Raw genomic sequence first — 14,385 nt, 5'->3', positions numbered from 1 at the left:
CCGCGAAGGTGCGGCAGGGCCAAGCCATTAGTCGTGTAATCCAGGGTTTATTTTAGAACCTCACCAGCAGTTGAAGGGAGGAATTTCTGGGAGGCATCATATCTCCCGGGCGGCTCATGTATTCGCGGTTGAAGACATTATTGATGACCACATTCATTTTCACTGTTTTGCTCATTTCCCATCCCGCACGAATATCCATCACGAGGTCTCCTTTCTTGTGTTCCTCGCGGTATTGTTTTAACCCCGGAAGAATATATAGTTCAAGAGCGGGAATCACATCATAAAGCAGCCGGTCTTCAAAACGCCGGTCAATATTCTTCATGAAACTGTTGTATCGCAGGCTGAATCCCAGGGAATATTTCTTCCATTCCAGCTGCACATCCAGTTTTGCCACATGTTCCCAGCGGTATTTAAGTTTCGAAGAACCGCTATCAGAAAAGGTGGCGGTATATGCGCTGTCGTTATTCAGATTCACAGGGTTGATATAGGTGTATCCGCCAAGGACGGTCATGTGAAGGTCTTTCCAAAGTTTACCTGTTCCGGTGAGGGTGACTTCCGCACCGGTGATACGGGTATGGCCGACATTGACAGATTTTGCGCCGAAGTAATTGATATAATCAGTGAGCGTTGGGTTAGTGATGGATTCAGGGATATAATAATCCATATTGAACTCCATCATGTCACGGTACTCTGTCCAGAATCCGGCTACATCTAAGTAGCCGGCCCACTTTTTGATTTTTATCCCTTGTTTTACGCCGATCTCGGCGCTCCAGCCGTGTTCAGGCTGAAGACCGGGATTGGGAAATGTCTTCAGGCTGTTGGCGGTAGTACTCACAAATTTTTCCGCTACAGAAGGAAAACGGTACCCTTGCCCGAATGAACCTCGCAGGAAAGTGTGTTCCGCTGCCTTGTAGCTTACGCCCATACGCGCAACGGGGTTAACGGGTAGCGTGATCGTATCCTGTCCGGCAGGAATATGAAATTCTGTTTGTGCGGTGTCTACCCGGAAAAACTCTCCCCGGATACCAAGGGAGAACACAAACCGTTTCCACTTCTTATCAGCCTGTGCGTACAGCGAGTAATTATTACTGGTGTGATGTTTATACATGGAATCAGAATTCACTTCGCTGAATACGGCGGTGAAACCGGCGGTAAGTGTCAGATCCTTTTTCAGGCGTTTCTGGAACTGGTATTCACCGTAATAGAGGTCGGCCAGGGAGCTTTGAGAGGTGTTATTCTCGTTTTGAGTCTGATAAAAACGACCGCGTAGGCTGTGCCGGGCGTCTTTGTCTGTGTAGTATGTCAGGAACGGATCCAGGCTGGTGCGTGTATTGCTGTAGATCTGCACTTCATAATTCTGCGGAATATAAGCGCTGTCTGCATTTTGCCAGAGAATAAACAGACCACCTTCGGTTACCATGCGGTTGAAGTTTATTCCGTAGCTGAGTCCTTTTACTTTTTTACTGCGCCAGCGAAGGTTGGCATTTCCCCTGTATCGTTGTTCTTTCTCCAGCATCCGGAACCCTTCGTCGCTGAATAATTGTCCGGCGACAACCAGGTCTAGTTGTCCGAGTTGACGGGAATGGAAAAAGTTGAAGTGAGAAAATACAGGATTGTTCTTTCCCCACCAGTTCAGGGTATCGCGCAGCGGATCGTTATAAAATCCGGAAGAAAAAGAAAGTTCGGTTTTGGGAACTGGAGTAGGATAGGCGGTGCGTACGTTGATAACACCGTTGAGCGCGGATGATCCATAGAGCGCGGAGGAAGCTCCTTTGATCACTTCTACCTGGGAGATATTTTCAACGGGCAGAAAATTCCATTTCACATCACCCGCGTCTGCACTGAGCATAGGCAGTTCGTCTACCAGCAGCAGCACACGGCTGCCTGCGCCATAAGAAAAGCCGCTTCCGCCACGAATATTACATTGTCCTTCCATCATGGAGATCCCCGGCACCTGGTCGATCACGGATTCCATGTTGTTGGTATTCTTTTGTTCAATGAGATCAGGCTTAAGTATTTCCACGCTCACGGTCAGTTCTTCCATCTTCTGCTCGAACTTTCCGGCGGAGATCACCACACTCTCGAACTGGGTGATGCTTTCATACATAAAAATATCCTTGAAATCTCCGGAGTCTATTTGCACAGTAAGCGGTTTGTATCCCACCATCATGCAATGAACCTTGTACCGGCCGGCTTTGTTCACAGGGATCTCGAATTTCCCTTCCAGGTTGGTAGAAGCCGTTCCCCCTCCCTCCACTTTCACCGAAACACCGGGTAGCGGCACGCCGGCCAGTGAGTCATAAACCATGCCGGACACATGTCCTTCCCGCTGTGCGAAGCCGGAAAGAGAGAATATGGAGAAGAGTAGAAGGGTGCAGAAAAAACGGACCAGCGGGAAGTTCATAATGGTTCTAATTTAAAACCTCAGAGGTATAATCCTGGCTTTTATTTTTACAAGGTACAATAATATGAATCAAAAAGAGAAATCCGGACGCTTGCTTTTCGACGTAGCCCTTTCCTTGCTCCCCGAAATAGGTCCTGTAAAGGCCAAAGCACTGCTGGCTTATTGCGGCAGTGCGGAAAATGTATTCAAGGCCTCCCGCCGGGAGCTGGAAAAGATCCCCGGTATTGGAAAAGGAACGGTGGCATCCGTTCACACTGCGGAAATTGTGGAGGCGGCAGAGCAGGAAATTCGTCAATGCCAGCGAAACGGCATTAATGTTATTTCCTACACCAGCGCGGAATATCCTTCCCGTCTGAAGCAGTGCGGAGACGGACCGATTGTACTTTTCTGTAAAGGAAATGCTACGCTGAATTACTCCCGGATTGTGAGTGTGGTGGGATCAAGGGACGCGTCTGTTCACGGCAAGGAAGTTTGTGAGCAAATTGTACGTGGCCTTAAAGAAATGAATGCAATGGTGGTGAGCGGCCTTGCTTACGGGATGGATATATGTGCCCACCGTGCCTGCCTAAAACTGGATATTCCGACCATTGGAGTACTCGCGCACGGTCTCGATACCATTTACCCTTCTGCGCACCGCACTGTGGCGGAGCGTATGTGCGAAAACGGCGGACTGATTACTGAATTTCCCTTCGCTACACGCTTGCATCCCGATCATTTCCCAAGAAGGAACCGTATCATTGCCGGCATGGCAGACGCGCTGATAGTGGTGGAGGCCGGTATGCGCAGCGGATCGCTCGTGACCGCTACCCTGGCCAACGATTATAGCCGCGACGTTTTTGCCGTGCCGGGACGATGGAGCGATTCATCTTCAGAGGGAACCAATCACCTCATCAAAACAAACAAAGCCGCTCTCATACAGTCTGTGAGCGATATAGAGTATTTACTCGGATGGGAAAAGAAGGAAGGAGAGAGGCAAATGCAGTTGTTCCGGGAGCTCGACGAGGAGGAAAAGCGTATTGTTGACGCACTGAAAAAGAGTGACGATGTCCATATTGACGATCTCTCCATCCTAACGGACATTCCCGGTGGAAAATTGCTCAGTAAACTGCTCTCTATGGAATTTGACGGTATCGTGGTCAGTCAGCCGGGAAAGAAATTTCATTTGTGCAAATGAACGGGGAGAGTTATTACCTTGCAGCATGGATCCTGAAATCCAACACAGGTTCTCTGTGCTGCAGAAGAACAGGGAACGGTTACTTTCCCGCCTGGAAAAATATAAGGAGGAAGAACTGATACGCTCCCTGAACGGGGGCTGGTCTGTTTCCCAGGTGTTTTTTCATCTGAACACAGCGGAAAAGCTTTCCATTCAATATGTAAAAAAGAAAATGCTCGGTGGAGATTCCCTGCCTTCTCCGGGTGTGGTCCAGGAATTTAAATTAAGACTGGCGGAATGGCGTTTCCGGAGCGGAAAGAAGTTTAAGTCACCCCCGGTGCTCGGTACCGTTCCGGAAGTTGTGATCTACAAAGAAGTGCTGGAAAGTTGGACAGCAACTCGTGTGGATATGGAGCAGATCTTAGACGGATTTCCTTCCGGGATGTTGCGTAAAAGTGTTTTTAAGCAGCCTGCGCTCGGTTACCTTAACGTGATCCAGATGCTGCGATTCATGACCATGCATGCGGATAAGCACTACCGCCAGATTGAGAAGGCATTGTCATGAAAAACATATCCCGGTATCTCAGTATCTTAGCTTCCAGGTTATGATTCAGATTTTTCCTCAGTCCTCGCAGGCCAAAGGCAGTTTTAATTTCGGACGCATTCTGGAGCATAAACCCATTGGCTTTCCTCAGGATGGCGGTGCGCTGAAACCATACTCTACTCTTTTTTACTGGGCACATGCCTGGAGCGATGAAGGGGGACTGATTGACCAGCATCCGCATAAGGGATTTGAGATCATGAGTTATGTGCTCCTGGGGGAAATACGTCATTACGACAATCAGCTTAACGGATGGAAAAAACTGGTGGCAGGTGATGTACAGGTGATACGGGCAGGAAGCGGAATTGTTCACGCGGAACAGCTGATGCCCGGTTCTGCCATGTACCAAATCTGGTTCGACCCGAACCTGCAGGAGACCTTAACCCAGGATCCATCTTACAACGATTATCCTTCCAGAGTATTTCCGGTGACCCGGCAGCAGGGGATCGGGATAAAGCATATCTGCGGCGGCGGATCGCCCTTTCAAATCCGGAGTAAAGTGGATTTTATTCAGGAGTGGAGTCTCAAAGGGGAATCGCGCACCATGGACCTTGAGCCACGAAGCATCTATAGCGTGTGTGTTATCTCGGGTACAGCCGGCTGGAATGGAAAATCAGCGGAGGCCGGCGATTTTATTGTGATCACAGAGGAGAAAGAGCTTAAGGTGGAAGGAGACGGACGTTTCCTGGTGATTGGTACCCCTAAGGACCCCGGTTTCGATACCTATTATAGGTATATGACCCGATGAAATCCGATGCCGGGTTTATAGCCCAATCTTTATTTTTCCTTGATAGATAACCTTTTACAGGGCATCAATAAAAAGCCTGAGAATCATGCTTTTGATATCAAAAAACGGCTACATTAGCACTCCAATTTAACCAGAATACAATCAATCGTTAACCACCAACTAAAAACCAAATATGGCTACAGCAGTAAAAGCCAAGAAAAACGGCTCAAGTAAAACAGAAAATGAGATCCTGAAATTCATGGCGAAAATCAGGCAGCGCGACCCCAACCAACCTGAATTCATTCAGGCCGTACAGGAAGTGGCCGATGCGGTGATTCCTTACATCATGGAAAATCCAAAGTATGCCGATGCTAAGATCCTTGAACGGATCGCAGAGCCGGAGCGGGCATTTCAGTTCCGCATTCCATGGATTGATGACAAGGGTCGTATGCAGGTAAACAGAGGCTTCCGTATTCAGATGAATTCTGCAATCGGTCCGTATAAGGGCGGTCTTCGTTTCCACCCTTCCGTTAACCTTTCTATTCTGAAGTTTCTTGCCTTTGAGCAGGTATTTAAAAATTCACTGACCACACTCCCCATGGGAGGAGGAAAAGGCGGCGCTGATTTCGACCCTAAAGGCAAATCCGATACTGAAGTGATGCGTTTTTGTCAGAGTTTTATGACCGAACTCTTCAGACATATTGGTCCTGATACCGACGTACCTGCCGGCGATATTGGAGTAGGCGGACGAGAGGTGGGATATATGTTCGGACAGTACAAGCGGCTTGCCAATGAGTTCACCGGAGTACTCACCGGGAAGGGACTGGATTTCGGTGGCTCACTCATCCGTCCGGAAGCAACAGGTTACGGGTGTGTTTATTTTGTACAGGAAATGCTCAACTATAAGCGGGATGGTCTAAAAGGTAAGCGCTGCGTAGTTTCCGGTTCCGGAAACGTTGCGCAATACACCGTAGAAAAGATCAATCAGCTGGGAGGTAAAGTGGTAACGCTCTCCGATTCGGAAGGATTTATTTACGATAAGAATGGAATCAACGACGAGAAGCTGGCCTGGGTAATGGACCTGAAAAACAACCGCCGCGGACGCATTAAAGAGTACGCCAAGAAGTTTAAAGCAGAATTCCATTCCGGTAAAACTCCCTGGGGTGTACGATGCGACGCCGCATTCCCGAGTGCTACCCAGAACGAATTGAATGGCAATGATGCGGTTATGCTGGCTAAAAACGGATGCAAAGCAGTGGGCGAAGGCGCCAATATGCCTTCCACTCCTGAAGCAGTAGAAGTTTTCCTGCATAACAAAATGATGTATGCACCCGGTAAGGCTTCCAACGCCGGCGGTGTGGCTACCTCCGGTCTGGAGATGAGCCAGAATTCGCTGCGTCTGAGCTGGACCCGCAAGGAGGTGGATGAGCGGCTGCACAATATTATGAAGAGCATTCATGCCACTTGCGTGAAGTACGGAAAGGATGGAGGCAGTGTAAATTATGTGAAGGGCGCGAACATCGGAGGATTTGTGAAAGTGGCCGATGCCATGATCGCACAGGGGCATGTGTAAACATTAGTGTTCGACCATTCTCAGGTTCACGGCTCAAAATAGCACTCAGAGTCTGAAGATCCCGCTCTGACAAAGGGCGGGATTTTTTTATTAAATAATGTATTTATGTACGGAGACATCAAACAACATCTTCAGAAAGAACTGGATTCCATCAGGGAAGCCGGATTGTTCAAGCGCGAGCGCGTGCTTTCTACCTCACAGGGTGCTACGGTTACTGTGAACGGGAAGGAAGTAATCATCTTCTGCGCTAACAATTATCTCGGACTTTCTTCCCATCCGAAAGTTATTGAAGCGGCTCATAAAACCCTCGACAAGTGGGGCTATGGAATGAGTTCGGTTCGCTTTATTTGCGGAACGGAGGAAATCCATAAGGAATTAGAAAGGAAACTGTCTGAATGGCTGGGGCAGGAGGATACTATTCTTTACGCTGCCTGCTTCGATGCCAATGGCGGAGTGTTTGAACCTCTCCTGGGAGAGGAAGATGCCATCATTTCGGATGAGTTGAACCATGCCAGTATCATTGACGGTGTTCGTTTGTGCAAAGCGCAGCGCTTCCGATACAAGAACTGCGACATGGCAGATCTGGAGGAACAACTTAAAGCGGCCGGGAAGAACCGGTTCCGGCTGGTAGTAACAGACGGAGTTTTCTCCATGGACGGTTTTGTTGCACCCCTGGATAAAATCTGTGATCTCGCCGAAAAGTACAATGCCATGGTGATGGTAGACGAAAGCCATGCCTCCGGTTTTATCGGTAAAACCGGAAGAGGAACAGTGGAATTAAAGAATGTAATGCACCGCGTAGATATTATTACCGGAACTATGGGTAAAGCACTGGGTGGAGCCATGGGCGGTTTTACCTCCGGAAAGAAAGAGATCATAGAAATGCTCAGGCAACGTTCAAGACCGTATCTTTTCTCTAATTCCCTCGCCCCGCATATTGTGGGTGCAACCATTGCGGTCATTGACATGCTAAGCGAAACCACAACCCTTCGGGATAAACTGGAATGGAACATTAAGTACTTTAAGGACGGAATGCGCAGGATCGGACTGGAATTTAAGAACGGAGATTCTGCCATTGTCCCCGTTATGCTCTACGACGCGAAACTCTCTCAGACCTTCGCCGATAAGCTGCTGGAGGAAGGAATCTATGTGATCGGGTTCTTTTTTCCTGTGGTTCCCAAAGGACAGGCTCGTATCCGTGTTCAGCTTTCTGCAGCACATGAAAAGGAACACCTGGATAAGGCCATTGCAGCATTCGAAAAAGTAGGGAAAGAGCTGGGAGTGCTAAAAAAATTGTAAATGAAAGGAATCCGGCACCTTTACCTCTTCGTTCTGCTACTGCTCTCACAGCAGGCCGGCGCCGGAAATTTCAAAACACCGGCTGACTCTTTCAGGAGCATGCTGCGTGTTGCCAAACACGATACAGATAAGGTAGTTGCCATGCTCCGGCTGGGATGGGAATTGCATCATAACGATATTGACACCGCACTCATTCTTTCTACCAACGCACTACGGCTGGCAAAGGAAACCGGACTGGAACTGTATATTGCCTCAGCTGAAAATAACCAGGGACTCTTTAACTATTACAAAGGCAATTATCAGGCTGCCATTGATTACCTCTCGAGATCACTGAAGAGGAATTCAGCGCTGGGAAGACACAAGCAGATTGCGAACAATTTTCTTAACCTGGGTCTGGTGTATGAGCGCATGGGGTCCCAAAGCCTGGCCTTGGATCATTATCTCAAAGCACTGAAAATACGGGAAGACCTGAAAGATTCCGTTGGTATTGCCTGGTGTTACAATAATGTGGGAGCCATTCATTTTAATATGAGGAATTACGACCTGAGCCTGAGAGATTATCATAAGTCACTGAAAGTGTTTGAGCGAATCTGGTACGATGACGGTATTGGATGGGTGAATAACAACATCGGTTCGGTATATTTGATTAAGGGTATGCCGGACAGCGCGATCCCGTTCTTTGAAAAAGGACTGGAGATCTACCGGGCGCTGGGAAGAAAATCTACGATTGCGGAGTGTTACAGCTTTCTCGGCGACGCGTATCTGCTGAAAAGGGAATTCGGTAAGGCGGAAGAGTACCTAAGATCGGCACTGGATCTGGCACTGGAGGTAGGAGCAGATGCAACGGTTTCTTCTGCCTACTCATTATATGCACGTTATCACCGATTGAAAAGGGATTTTCAACTGGCTCTGGAAAGCAGCAGGAAGGCGTTGGTAATGGCAAAAAATATCGGAAGCGTGGAGCTGATCCGGAGCGGCTACGAAGATCTTTCGGGTATTTTTTCGGACATGGGCCGCCCAGACAGTGCTTATTATTATTCTCAAAAGTACATTCAGCTTCAGGATTCGATCTTCAGCGAGCGGGCCCTGCGCCAGATTAATGAAATGAGCGCTTTATATGACACAGAAAAAAAGCAGCAGGAGATCGAAATGCTCCACATGGAGAGCGGTCGCCAGGCTCTGGTTAATGCAGCCCTCGGTGTGGGAGCTTTTCTGATGCTGATGGTTATTATTCTTGGTATCCGCAGTTTTCGTCAAAAGAACAAAAGCAATAAGCAGCTGCAGGAGCAGAACATGATCATTGCCGAGAAGAATAAGAACATCACCGACAGCATTACGTATTCAAAGCGCATTCAGGAATCCATACTGCCCCTCGAAGAGGAGATGGCGCGTTTGTTCCCTTCCTATTTTGTGCTGAACCTTCCCAAGGATATTGTAAGCGGCGATTTCTATTGGATTGCGGAGAAAGATGAAAAGAAGATTGTTTGTGTTGCTGACTGCACCGGACATGGTGTTCCCGGAGCTTTGATGAGTATGCTGGGAAATAATCTCTTGAACCAGATTGTGATGGAAAGGGGGGTGACTTATCCTTCGGATATTCTGCAATATCTGGATATGGGCATAACCTCAGCGCTTAAGCAAACCGATGCGGGACTTTCACAGTACGACGGAATTGATTGCTCCCTCGTGGTGGCCGAGAGGGGAGGAGATAAAGTGTTGTTTGCGGGAGCGGTGCGGCCACTGATTGTTTTCAGGGAGGGAAAGATGGAAGAATACCGGTCTGGGAAAGTTTCATTAGGCGGGAAGCCCGGCTTGCTAAAGCAGTTTCCTACCTTAAGCATCGATCTGAAGGGAGTAACTGAGCTATTTATGTTCTCCGATGGGTATGCGGATCAGTTCGGAGGTGATGCAAAGACCGGTAAAGCAGGCAAGAAAATGATGGTGAAGAATTTTAAATTATTGCTGGAGCGCATTCACACCATGTCACTCACTGAACAAAAAAACGAGCTGCTTCATTTCCTTCACACCTGGAAACGTGAATACGAACAGGTAGACGACATCCTTGTGATCGGCCTCAAACCCTGATCACCCCCACTGCCCACTGCCCACTGCCCACTGCCCACTGCCCACTGCCTACCGCCCCACCGGCCCCAGTCTTACTTTAAAGAAGTAGTACTGTCCGCCATCCACAGTTTGAATATTACCCATGTACCAGCCGTCGCCCACATGTTTTAATTCCTCCGTGGATTTGGCGGTTTTTCCCAATAGCAACCCCTTTTTCTCATACATGATATCAGAGGAAGCGATCTCCAGGATCTTCACGGGAAAGGCTTTCGGAATATTGTCCTGCTCATACCTGCCGTTCTCTATCGTTACCTTCGATTCTGTTTTCAGGGGAATCGGATGGGAGAAAACCCCTGTTTCCGATTTTACCTGGATCTTAGTGAAAACATAGATGTTGTTGAATTCATCCTCCAGGGTTCCTTCGTACCAGCAATCGGAAAAGTTTTTCAGGGAGGTTTTCACTTTCATTTTTTTCCCAACCAGTCCGGGATCTATGAGGGAGTAGATATCTGAAGAGTGAATGGCGAGAAGAGTTACCTCAGAACCCTCTTCCAGATTAGCATTTCCAATGGCATCTTTACGGCAACCGGTTGAAAGGGTTTGAACTTGCTGTTTCAATAATTCTACCTGTACATGGGAAAAGAAAACAAGCTTTTGCTGAACGTCGCGGAGCGTGCCGCTGTACTCACAGATTTTATCCCGGTTCAGCGTGAGCCCGTCTTTTACGATCAGAGTATCACCCAATAATTCATTCTTATTGGCATAGTGCAGGTCGTTCTTACCGATGCCACGGATGATGACGTGGGTGCTGTCCGCGATCATTGAAGTAGTTGCGTTTCCTGGCACACAATCCTGAGCTTGAGCAAGCATTCCTGCCGACAGAGCAATTATAAAGAGCGTTTTCATGGTTCAAATATAGTATACTCAAAAGGATGTCCGAAGCCTGGAGAAGAAAGATTCGATTAAGTATTTATAAGATAATCAATACTATACGGGGCTATTTCAAGATCAGACTAGTTAAACATTGAGGAAGAAATGCTTGGATCGTTCAGGAGATTGATCTATTTTTATCCTTACCAAAAACTCCGTTCATGAAAGCGTTCTTCTTTACACTCCTCTCGATCTCCGCGTTAACCCTTTCTGCACAGATCACGTTCCAAAAAGAGATCACTTTTCCCTCCTCTGCTAATACGCCATTTTATGTTGGCAATGAAATTGGGGTGATGCCCAATGGAGATGTGATCATGGCGGTTGTCAATATGAATCAATCGATACAGATTTCCAGACTTTCGTCCAGCGGTCAACTCATCACTGCATATGAACTTTTTATTTTTAATGGAATTGAGTCAGATCCCGTAATGGAAGTTTCTCCATCGGGAAATATTGATGTTTTTATGGTTTCAGACTCTTCCTGGATGACCGACGGCTCGTTTAACTGGACCCGGTTGGATGCAAATATGAACGTTCTTTTCAGTAAAAAGATTGAAGCGAATAATTATCTTTTTTATAGTTTGTATGCCAATCCATCCATTGGATATTTTCCGAATGGAGACATAGCCATTTCCATCAGTTCGTATTCGGCCATGGTTATGCTCCGCATGGACCAAAATGGAAACCTTCTCTGGCATCGGGAATTTACGGCCGACTCCAATGAAACCAAAAATCCAAGCTTTTCACCATGTATAACCTCAGATGGCGGAGCTCTCATCCCCGGGAAACGCAACTCAGACAATTTTTATGTAAAGATCGATGGATCAGGGAATGTTCAATGGACAACCCTTCTCAGCGCAGGGATTGATTTTTATGCTCATTCCAAAAAGGTGATCCAGGCGTCAGATGGCGGATACTATGTGGTAGGTTTCATGTATGACATGAATAATTGGGTTTCCTATTCATCGGCTTTTATACTGAAGCTGAACTCAGCCGGGAATTATCAATGGATAAAGAACTACGCCTTGCCGGATTCAACGGAGCTGAAATTCTGGGATGTGTTTCAGACGTACAGTGGCGAACTGGTTATCTCAGGGGGAGATTATTTGATGGGAGGTGGCGCATTGCTTTCCATTGCGGATGTTAATGGAAACATTCAGAGAACAGTCCAGGTAACTCCTGAAGCTAATTTTTGGTTAACCAGTCCGAGGATAGCTTCCATTAACTCAGCGGATATCCTGTTTAGCTATACCCAAACTGACATGAATGGAATTAACTACAAACTTTTCCGTTCGGATTGGTTGAGTTTCTTATGGTGTGATGTGAATGAAATTTCCCTGATGTCTACAATGGCAAATTATAATCCGATTCAGAGTTCACAAGTGCATGAATATGGGCAGTATACCGTTTCCGTTTCTAATTCGTCTGCCAGCATTTCAAATCTTAACGGCGTTTCCGTAACCGATTTTTGTTCCAACACCGGTATCGCATCAATTGAGTCTTCCTCTTTGAATCTGTATCCCAATCCCGCCTCCAGCCATATCGCCCTCGATCTCGGCTCCACCTTCGAGCCGGGCCTGAAATATCAGGTCGTGGATCTCATGGGAAGAAAGGTCATGAGTGGGGATGTACCCACTGAACATCTTCGCTTGATGGTGGATGCCTTGCCCTCGGGCCTGTATCACCTTCGCCTCAGCTCCGGCCAGGTGCTCACATTCTCAAGGGATTAGCCCAAATCTGCTGCGGCATATATTTAGCCCTCTGCATCCCGCGGAGGGCTAATTTTTATTTGCACTTATCTCAATAATTACTACCTTCGCAACCCATTTTTAGGGAAAGAGTATTATTACTAGTCGTAACTAATTGATAATAAAGTGAATACACCAAGCTACAAAACGGTTTTCGCCAACAGGGCTGCCGTTAAGCAAAACTGGGTCCTGGTAGACGCGGAGGATCAGCCGGTGGGCCGTCTCTGCAGCAAGATCGCCTACCTTGTGAAAGGAAAGAACAAGACCTACTACACTCCCAATACCAATTGCGGAGACCATGTGGTAGTGATCAATGCTGAAAAAGTAAAATTCACCGGAAACAAGGTGGTGGAAAAGCAATATGTACGTCATACAGATTACCCGGGCGGACAGCGTTTTGCAACACCAAAGGAAATGCTGGCCAAGCGCCCCGAGTTCATCATTGAACGGGCAGTGAAGAAGATGCTTCCCAAGAACAAGCTGGGAAATGATCTCTTCCGCAATCTGCATGTGTACTCCGGAACCGCCCACCCGCACGAGGCCCAGGCTCCCAAAAAACTCGACCTTTCAAAAATCATCGCTCACAATAAGATCTGATGGAAACCACCAATAAACTCGGAAGAAGAAAAACGGCCATTGCCCGTGTCTACCTCAAAAAGGGGAAGGGCAAAGTGGTTGTGAACGGAAAAGAACTGAAGGATTATTTTCCATCGGCTCTGCTGCAATTCAAAGTGAATCAGCCACTGAATGCCATCGGGGTGGCAGATAAATACGATGTCACTATCAATGTGAACGGCGGAGGCATCAACGGCCAGGCCGAGGCCATTCGTTTGGGCATTGCCCGCGCACTGGTGGAAATTGATGCAGAATGCAAGCCAAAATTGCGTAAAGAAGGTTTCATGACCCGCGATTCCAGAATGGTAGAGAGAAAGAAGCCCGGTCAGAAGAAAGCCCGTAAGAGATTCCAGTTCAGCAAACGTTAATCCTACAACACCCGATACGAATGTCAAAAGCCAATTTTGAAATGCTGCTTGAAGCAGGCGCACACTTCGGACACCTGCGCAGAAAATGGAATCCTGCCATGGCGCCCTATATTTTCGCCGAAAAGAACGGGATTCACCTGATCGATCTTCACAAGACCGTTGCCAAACTCGATGAGGCCGGGGCCGCTTTGAAGCAGATCGCACGCAGCGGAAAGAAAGTCCTCTTCGTTGCTACTAAAAAACAGGCACGCAATATTGTCGCCAAAAAAGTGAAGAATATCAATATGCCTTATGTGACCGAGCGCTGGCCCGGCGGTATGCTTACCAATTTCGCTACAATCCGTAAGAGTATCCGGAAAATGGCTGCTATTGATAAAATGAACACAGACGGTACTTATGCGAATATTTCCAAGAAGGAACGTCTTTCTATCGCACGGCAACGTGCGAAGCTGGAGACCCAATTTGGATCCATCGCCGACCTTACTCGCCTTCCGGCTGCCATGTTTGTGGTGGATATCGTGAAGGAACACATTGCGATCGCGGAGGCAAGAAAACTCAACATCCCTACTTTCGCCATCGTGGATACAAACTCCGATCCGAACCTGGTGGATTTCCCCATCCCGGCAAACGACGATGCTTCTTCTTCTATTGAGTACATCGTTTCTTTTATTACCGGGGCTATCGCGGATGGACTTTCTGAGCGTAAGATCGACAAGGATAAGGAAGCCGAGGAGAAAGAAGCGGGTGGAGAGGATTCCGATAGCAAAATCGCCAAGAAGATCGAACTGATCGAGGCGGAAGTGGATGAAGCGCATGAAGGAAGTAAAAAAGAAAAGCGCAAAACCACCAAGCAACTCATTGCGAAAAAATCGACCCCTACACCTCCTCCTGTTAAAAAGTAAT

General features: G+C 47.6%; 12 protein-coding genes. 10 read left to right on the top strand and 2 right to left on the bottom strand.

Annotated features, from left to right (window positions below; genetic code table 11):
• Positions 1-52: 52 nt before the first annotated feature.
• The gene (locus tag IT233_08100) at positions 53-2,404 is read right to left on the bottom strand and encodes a TonB-dependent receptor (GenBank protein ID MCC7302588.1); all 2,352 of its coding nucleotides are present in this window, start codon (positions 2,402-2,404) and stop codon (positions 53-55) included.
• 64 nt (positions 2,405-2,468) lie between these two features.
• On the opposite strand from IT233_08100, the gene dprA reads away from it, so the two are divergent.
• From dprA to IT233_08070, 6 genes are all read left to right on the top strand, one after another.
• Positions 2,469-3,578 (top strand): DNA-protecting protein DprA, encoded by a 1,110-nt coding sequence (gene dprA / locus IT233_08095; GenBank protein ID MCC7302587.1) that lies wholly within the window; start codon positions 2,469-2,471, stop codon positions 3,576-3,578.
• A 25-nt stretch (positions 3,579-3,603) separates the two neighbouring features.
• A complete protein-coding gene (locus tag IT233_08090) occupies positions 3,604-4,122 on the top strand; it encodes a DinB family protein (GenBank protein MCC7302586.1) in 519 nt (172 codons plus the stop codon).
• 40 nt (positions 4,123-4,162) lie between these two features.
• Positions 4,163-4,906, top strand: a complete 744-nt coding sequence (locus IT233_08085) for a pirin family protein (GenBank protein ID MCC7302585.1) — start codon at positions 4,163-4,165, stop codon at positions 4,904-4,906.
• Positions 4,907-5,078: 172 nt separating this feature from the next.
• Positions 5,079-6,458, top strand: coding sequence for an NADP-specific glutamate dehydrogenase (gene gdhA, locus IT233_08080; GenBank protein MCC7302584.1), 1,380 nt, complete (start codon positions 5,079-5,081; stop codon positions 6,456-6,458).
• A 105-nt stretch (positions 6,459-6,563) separates the two neighbouring features.
• Positions 6,564-7,757: a glycine C-acetyltransferase gene (gene kbl, locus IT233_08075; GenBank protein MCC7302583.1), complete on the top strand. Its 1,194-nt coding sequence runs from the start codon at positions 6,564-6,566 to the stop codon at positions 7,755-7,757.
• Complete coding sequence (locus tag IT233_08070; protein ID MCC7302582.1) at positions 7,758-9,842, top strand: tetratricopeptide repeat protein; 2,085 nt, start codon at positions 7,758-7,760, stop codon at positions 9,840-9,842. It abuts the gene before it with no gap.
• A gap of 48 nt (positions 9,843-9,890) precedes the next feature.
• On the opposite strand, the gene IT233_08065 is transcribed toward IT233_08070, so the two are convergent.
• Positions 9,891-10,727, bottom strand: a complete 837-nt coding sequence (locus tag IT233_08065; GenBank protein MCC7302581.1) for a hypothetical protein — start codon at positions 10,725-10,727, stop codon at positions 9,891-9,893.
• Between the two features lie 185 nt (positions 10,728-10,912).
• Here IT233_08065 and IT233_08060 point away from each other — a divergent pair, with 185 nt between their 5' ends.
• The 4 genes from IT233_08060 to rpsB all read left to right on the top strand — a co-directional run bounded on the left by IT233_08060 (position 10,913) and on the right by rpsB (position 14,384).
• Positions 10,913-12,481: a T9SS type A sorting domain-containing protein gene (locus IT233_08060; protein MCC7302580.1), complete on the top strand. Its 1,569-nt coding sequence runs from the start codon at positions 10,913-10,915 to the stop codon at positions 12,479-12,481.
• Between the two features lie 144 nt (positions 12,482-12,625).
• On the top strand, positions 12,626-13,096 hold the full coding sequence (gene rplM, locus IT233_08055; GenBank protein ID MCC7302579.1) for a 50S ribosomal protein L13: 471 nt from the start codon (positions 12,626-12,628) through the stop codon (positions 13,094-13,096).
• Positions 13,096-13,482 carry a 30S ribosomal protein S9 gene (gene rpsI / locus IT233_08050; protein MCC7302578.1) on the top strand — a complete coding sequence of 129 codons (387 nt, stop codon included), beginning with the start codon at positions 13,096-13,098 and terminating at the stop codon, positions 13,480-13,482. Before rplM ends, rpsI begins: the two co-directional genes overlap by 1 nt.
• A 20-nt stretch (positions 13,483-13,502) precedes the next feature.
• Complete coding sequence (gene rpsB, locus IT233_08045; protein MCC7302577.1) at positions 13,503-14,384, top strand: 30S ribosomal protein S2; 882 nt, start codon at positions 13,503-13,505, stop codon at positions 14,382-14,384.
• Position 14,385 lies beyond the last annotated feature (1 nt).

This window comes from Bacteroidia bacterium, assembly GCA_020852255.1.
In the GTDB taxonomy this organism is placed as follows: Bacteria; Bacteroidota; Bacteroidia; order JADZBD01; family JADZBD01; genus JADZBD01.
The sequence above is the reverse complement of the archived record's forward strand: the minus strand, read 5'-3'. Positions and strand labels throughout refer to the sequence as shown.

Excerpts from the sequence above, each read along its gene's own strand:
- gdhA (MCC7302584.1), top strand. The coding sequence starts at position 5,079 with ATGGCTACAGCAGTAAAAGCCAAGAAAAACGGCTCAAGTAAAACAGAA.
- dprA (MCC7302587.1), top strand. The coding sequence starts at position 2,469 with ATGAATCAAAAAGAGAAATCCGGACGCTTGCTTTTCGACGTAGCCCTT.
- rpsI (MCC7302578.1), top strand. The coding sequence starts at position 13,096 with ATGGAAACCACCAATAAACTCGGAAGAAGAAAAACGGCCATTGCCCGT.
- IT233_08090 (MCC7302586.1), top strand. The coding sequence starts at position 3,604 with ATGGATCCTGAAATCCAACACAGGTTCTCTGTGCTGCAGAAGAACAGG.
- rpsB (MCC7302577.1), top strand. The coding sequence starts at position 13,503 with ATGTCAAAAGCCAATTTTGAAATGCTGCTTGAAGCAGGCGCACACTTC.
- IT233_08070 (MCC7302582.1), top strand. The coding sequence starts at position 7,758 with ATGAAAGGAATCCGGCACCTTTACCTCTTCGTTCTGCTACTGCTCTCA.
- kbl (MCC7302583.1), top strand. The coding sequence starts at position 6,564 with ATGTACGGAGACATCAAACAACATCTTCAGAAAGAACTGGATTCCATC.
- IT233_08085 (MCC7302585.1), top strand. The coding sequence starts at position 4,163 with ATGATTCAGATTTTTCCTCAGTCCTCGCAGGCCAAAGGCAGTTTTAAT.
- IT233_08065 (MCC7302581.1), bottom strand. The coding sequence starts at position 10,727 with ATGAAAACGCTCTTTATAATTGCTCTGTCGGCAGGAATGCTTGCTCAA.
- IT233_08100 (MCC7302588.1), bottom strand. The coding sequence starts at position 2,404 with ATGAACTTCCCGCTGGTCCGTTTTTTCTGCACCCTTCTACTCTTCTCC.
- IT233_08060 (MCC7302580.1), top strand. The coding sequence starts at position 10,913 with ATGAAAGCGTTCTTCTTTACACTCCTCTCGATCTCCGCGTTAACCCTT.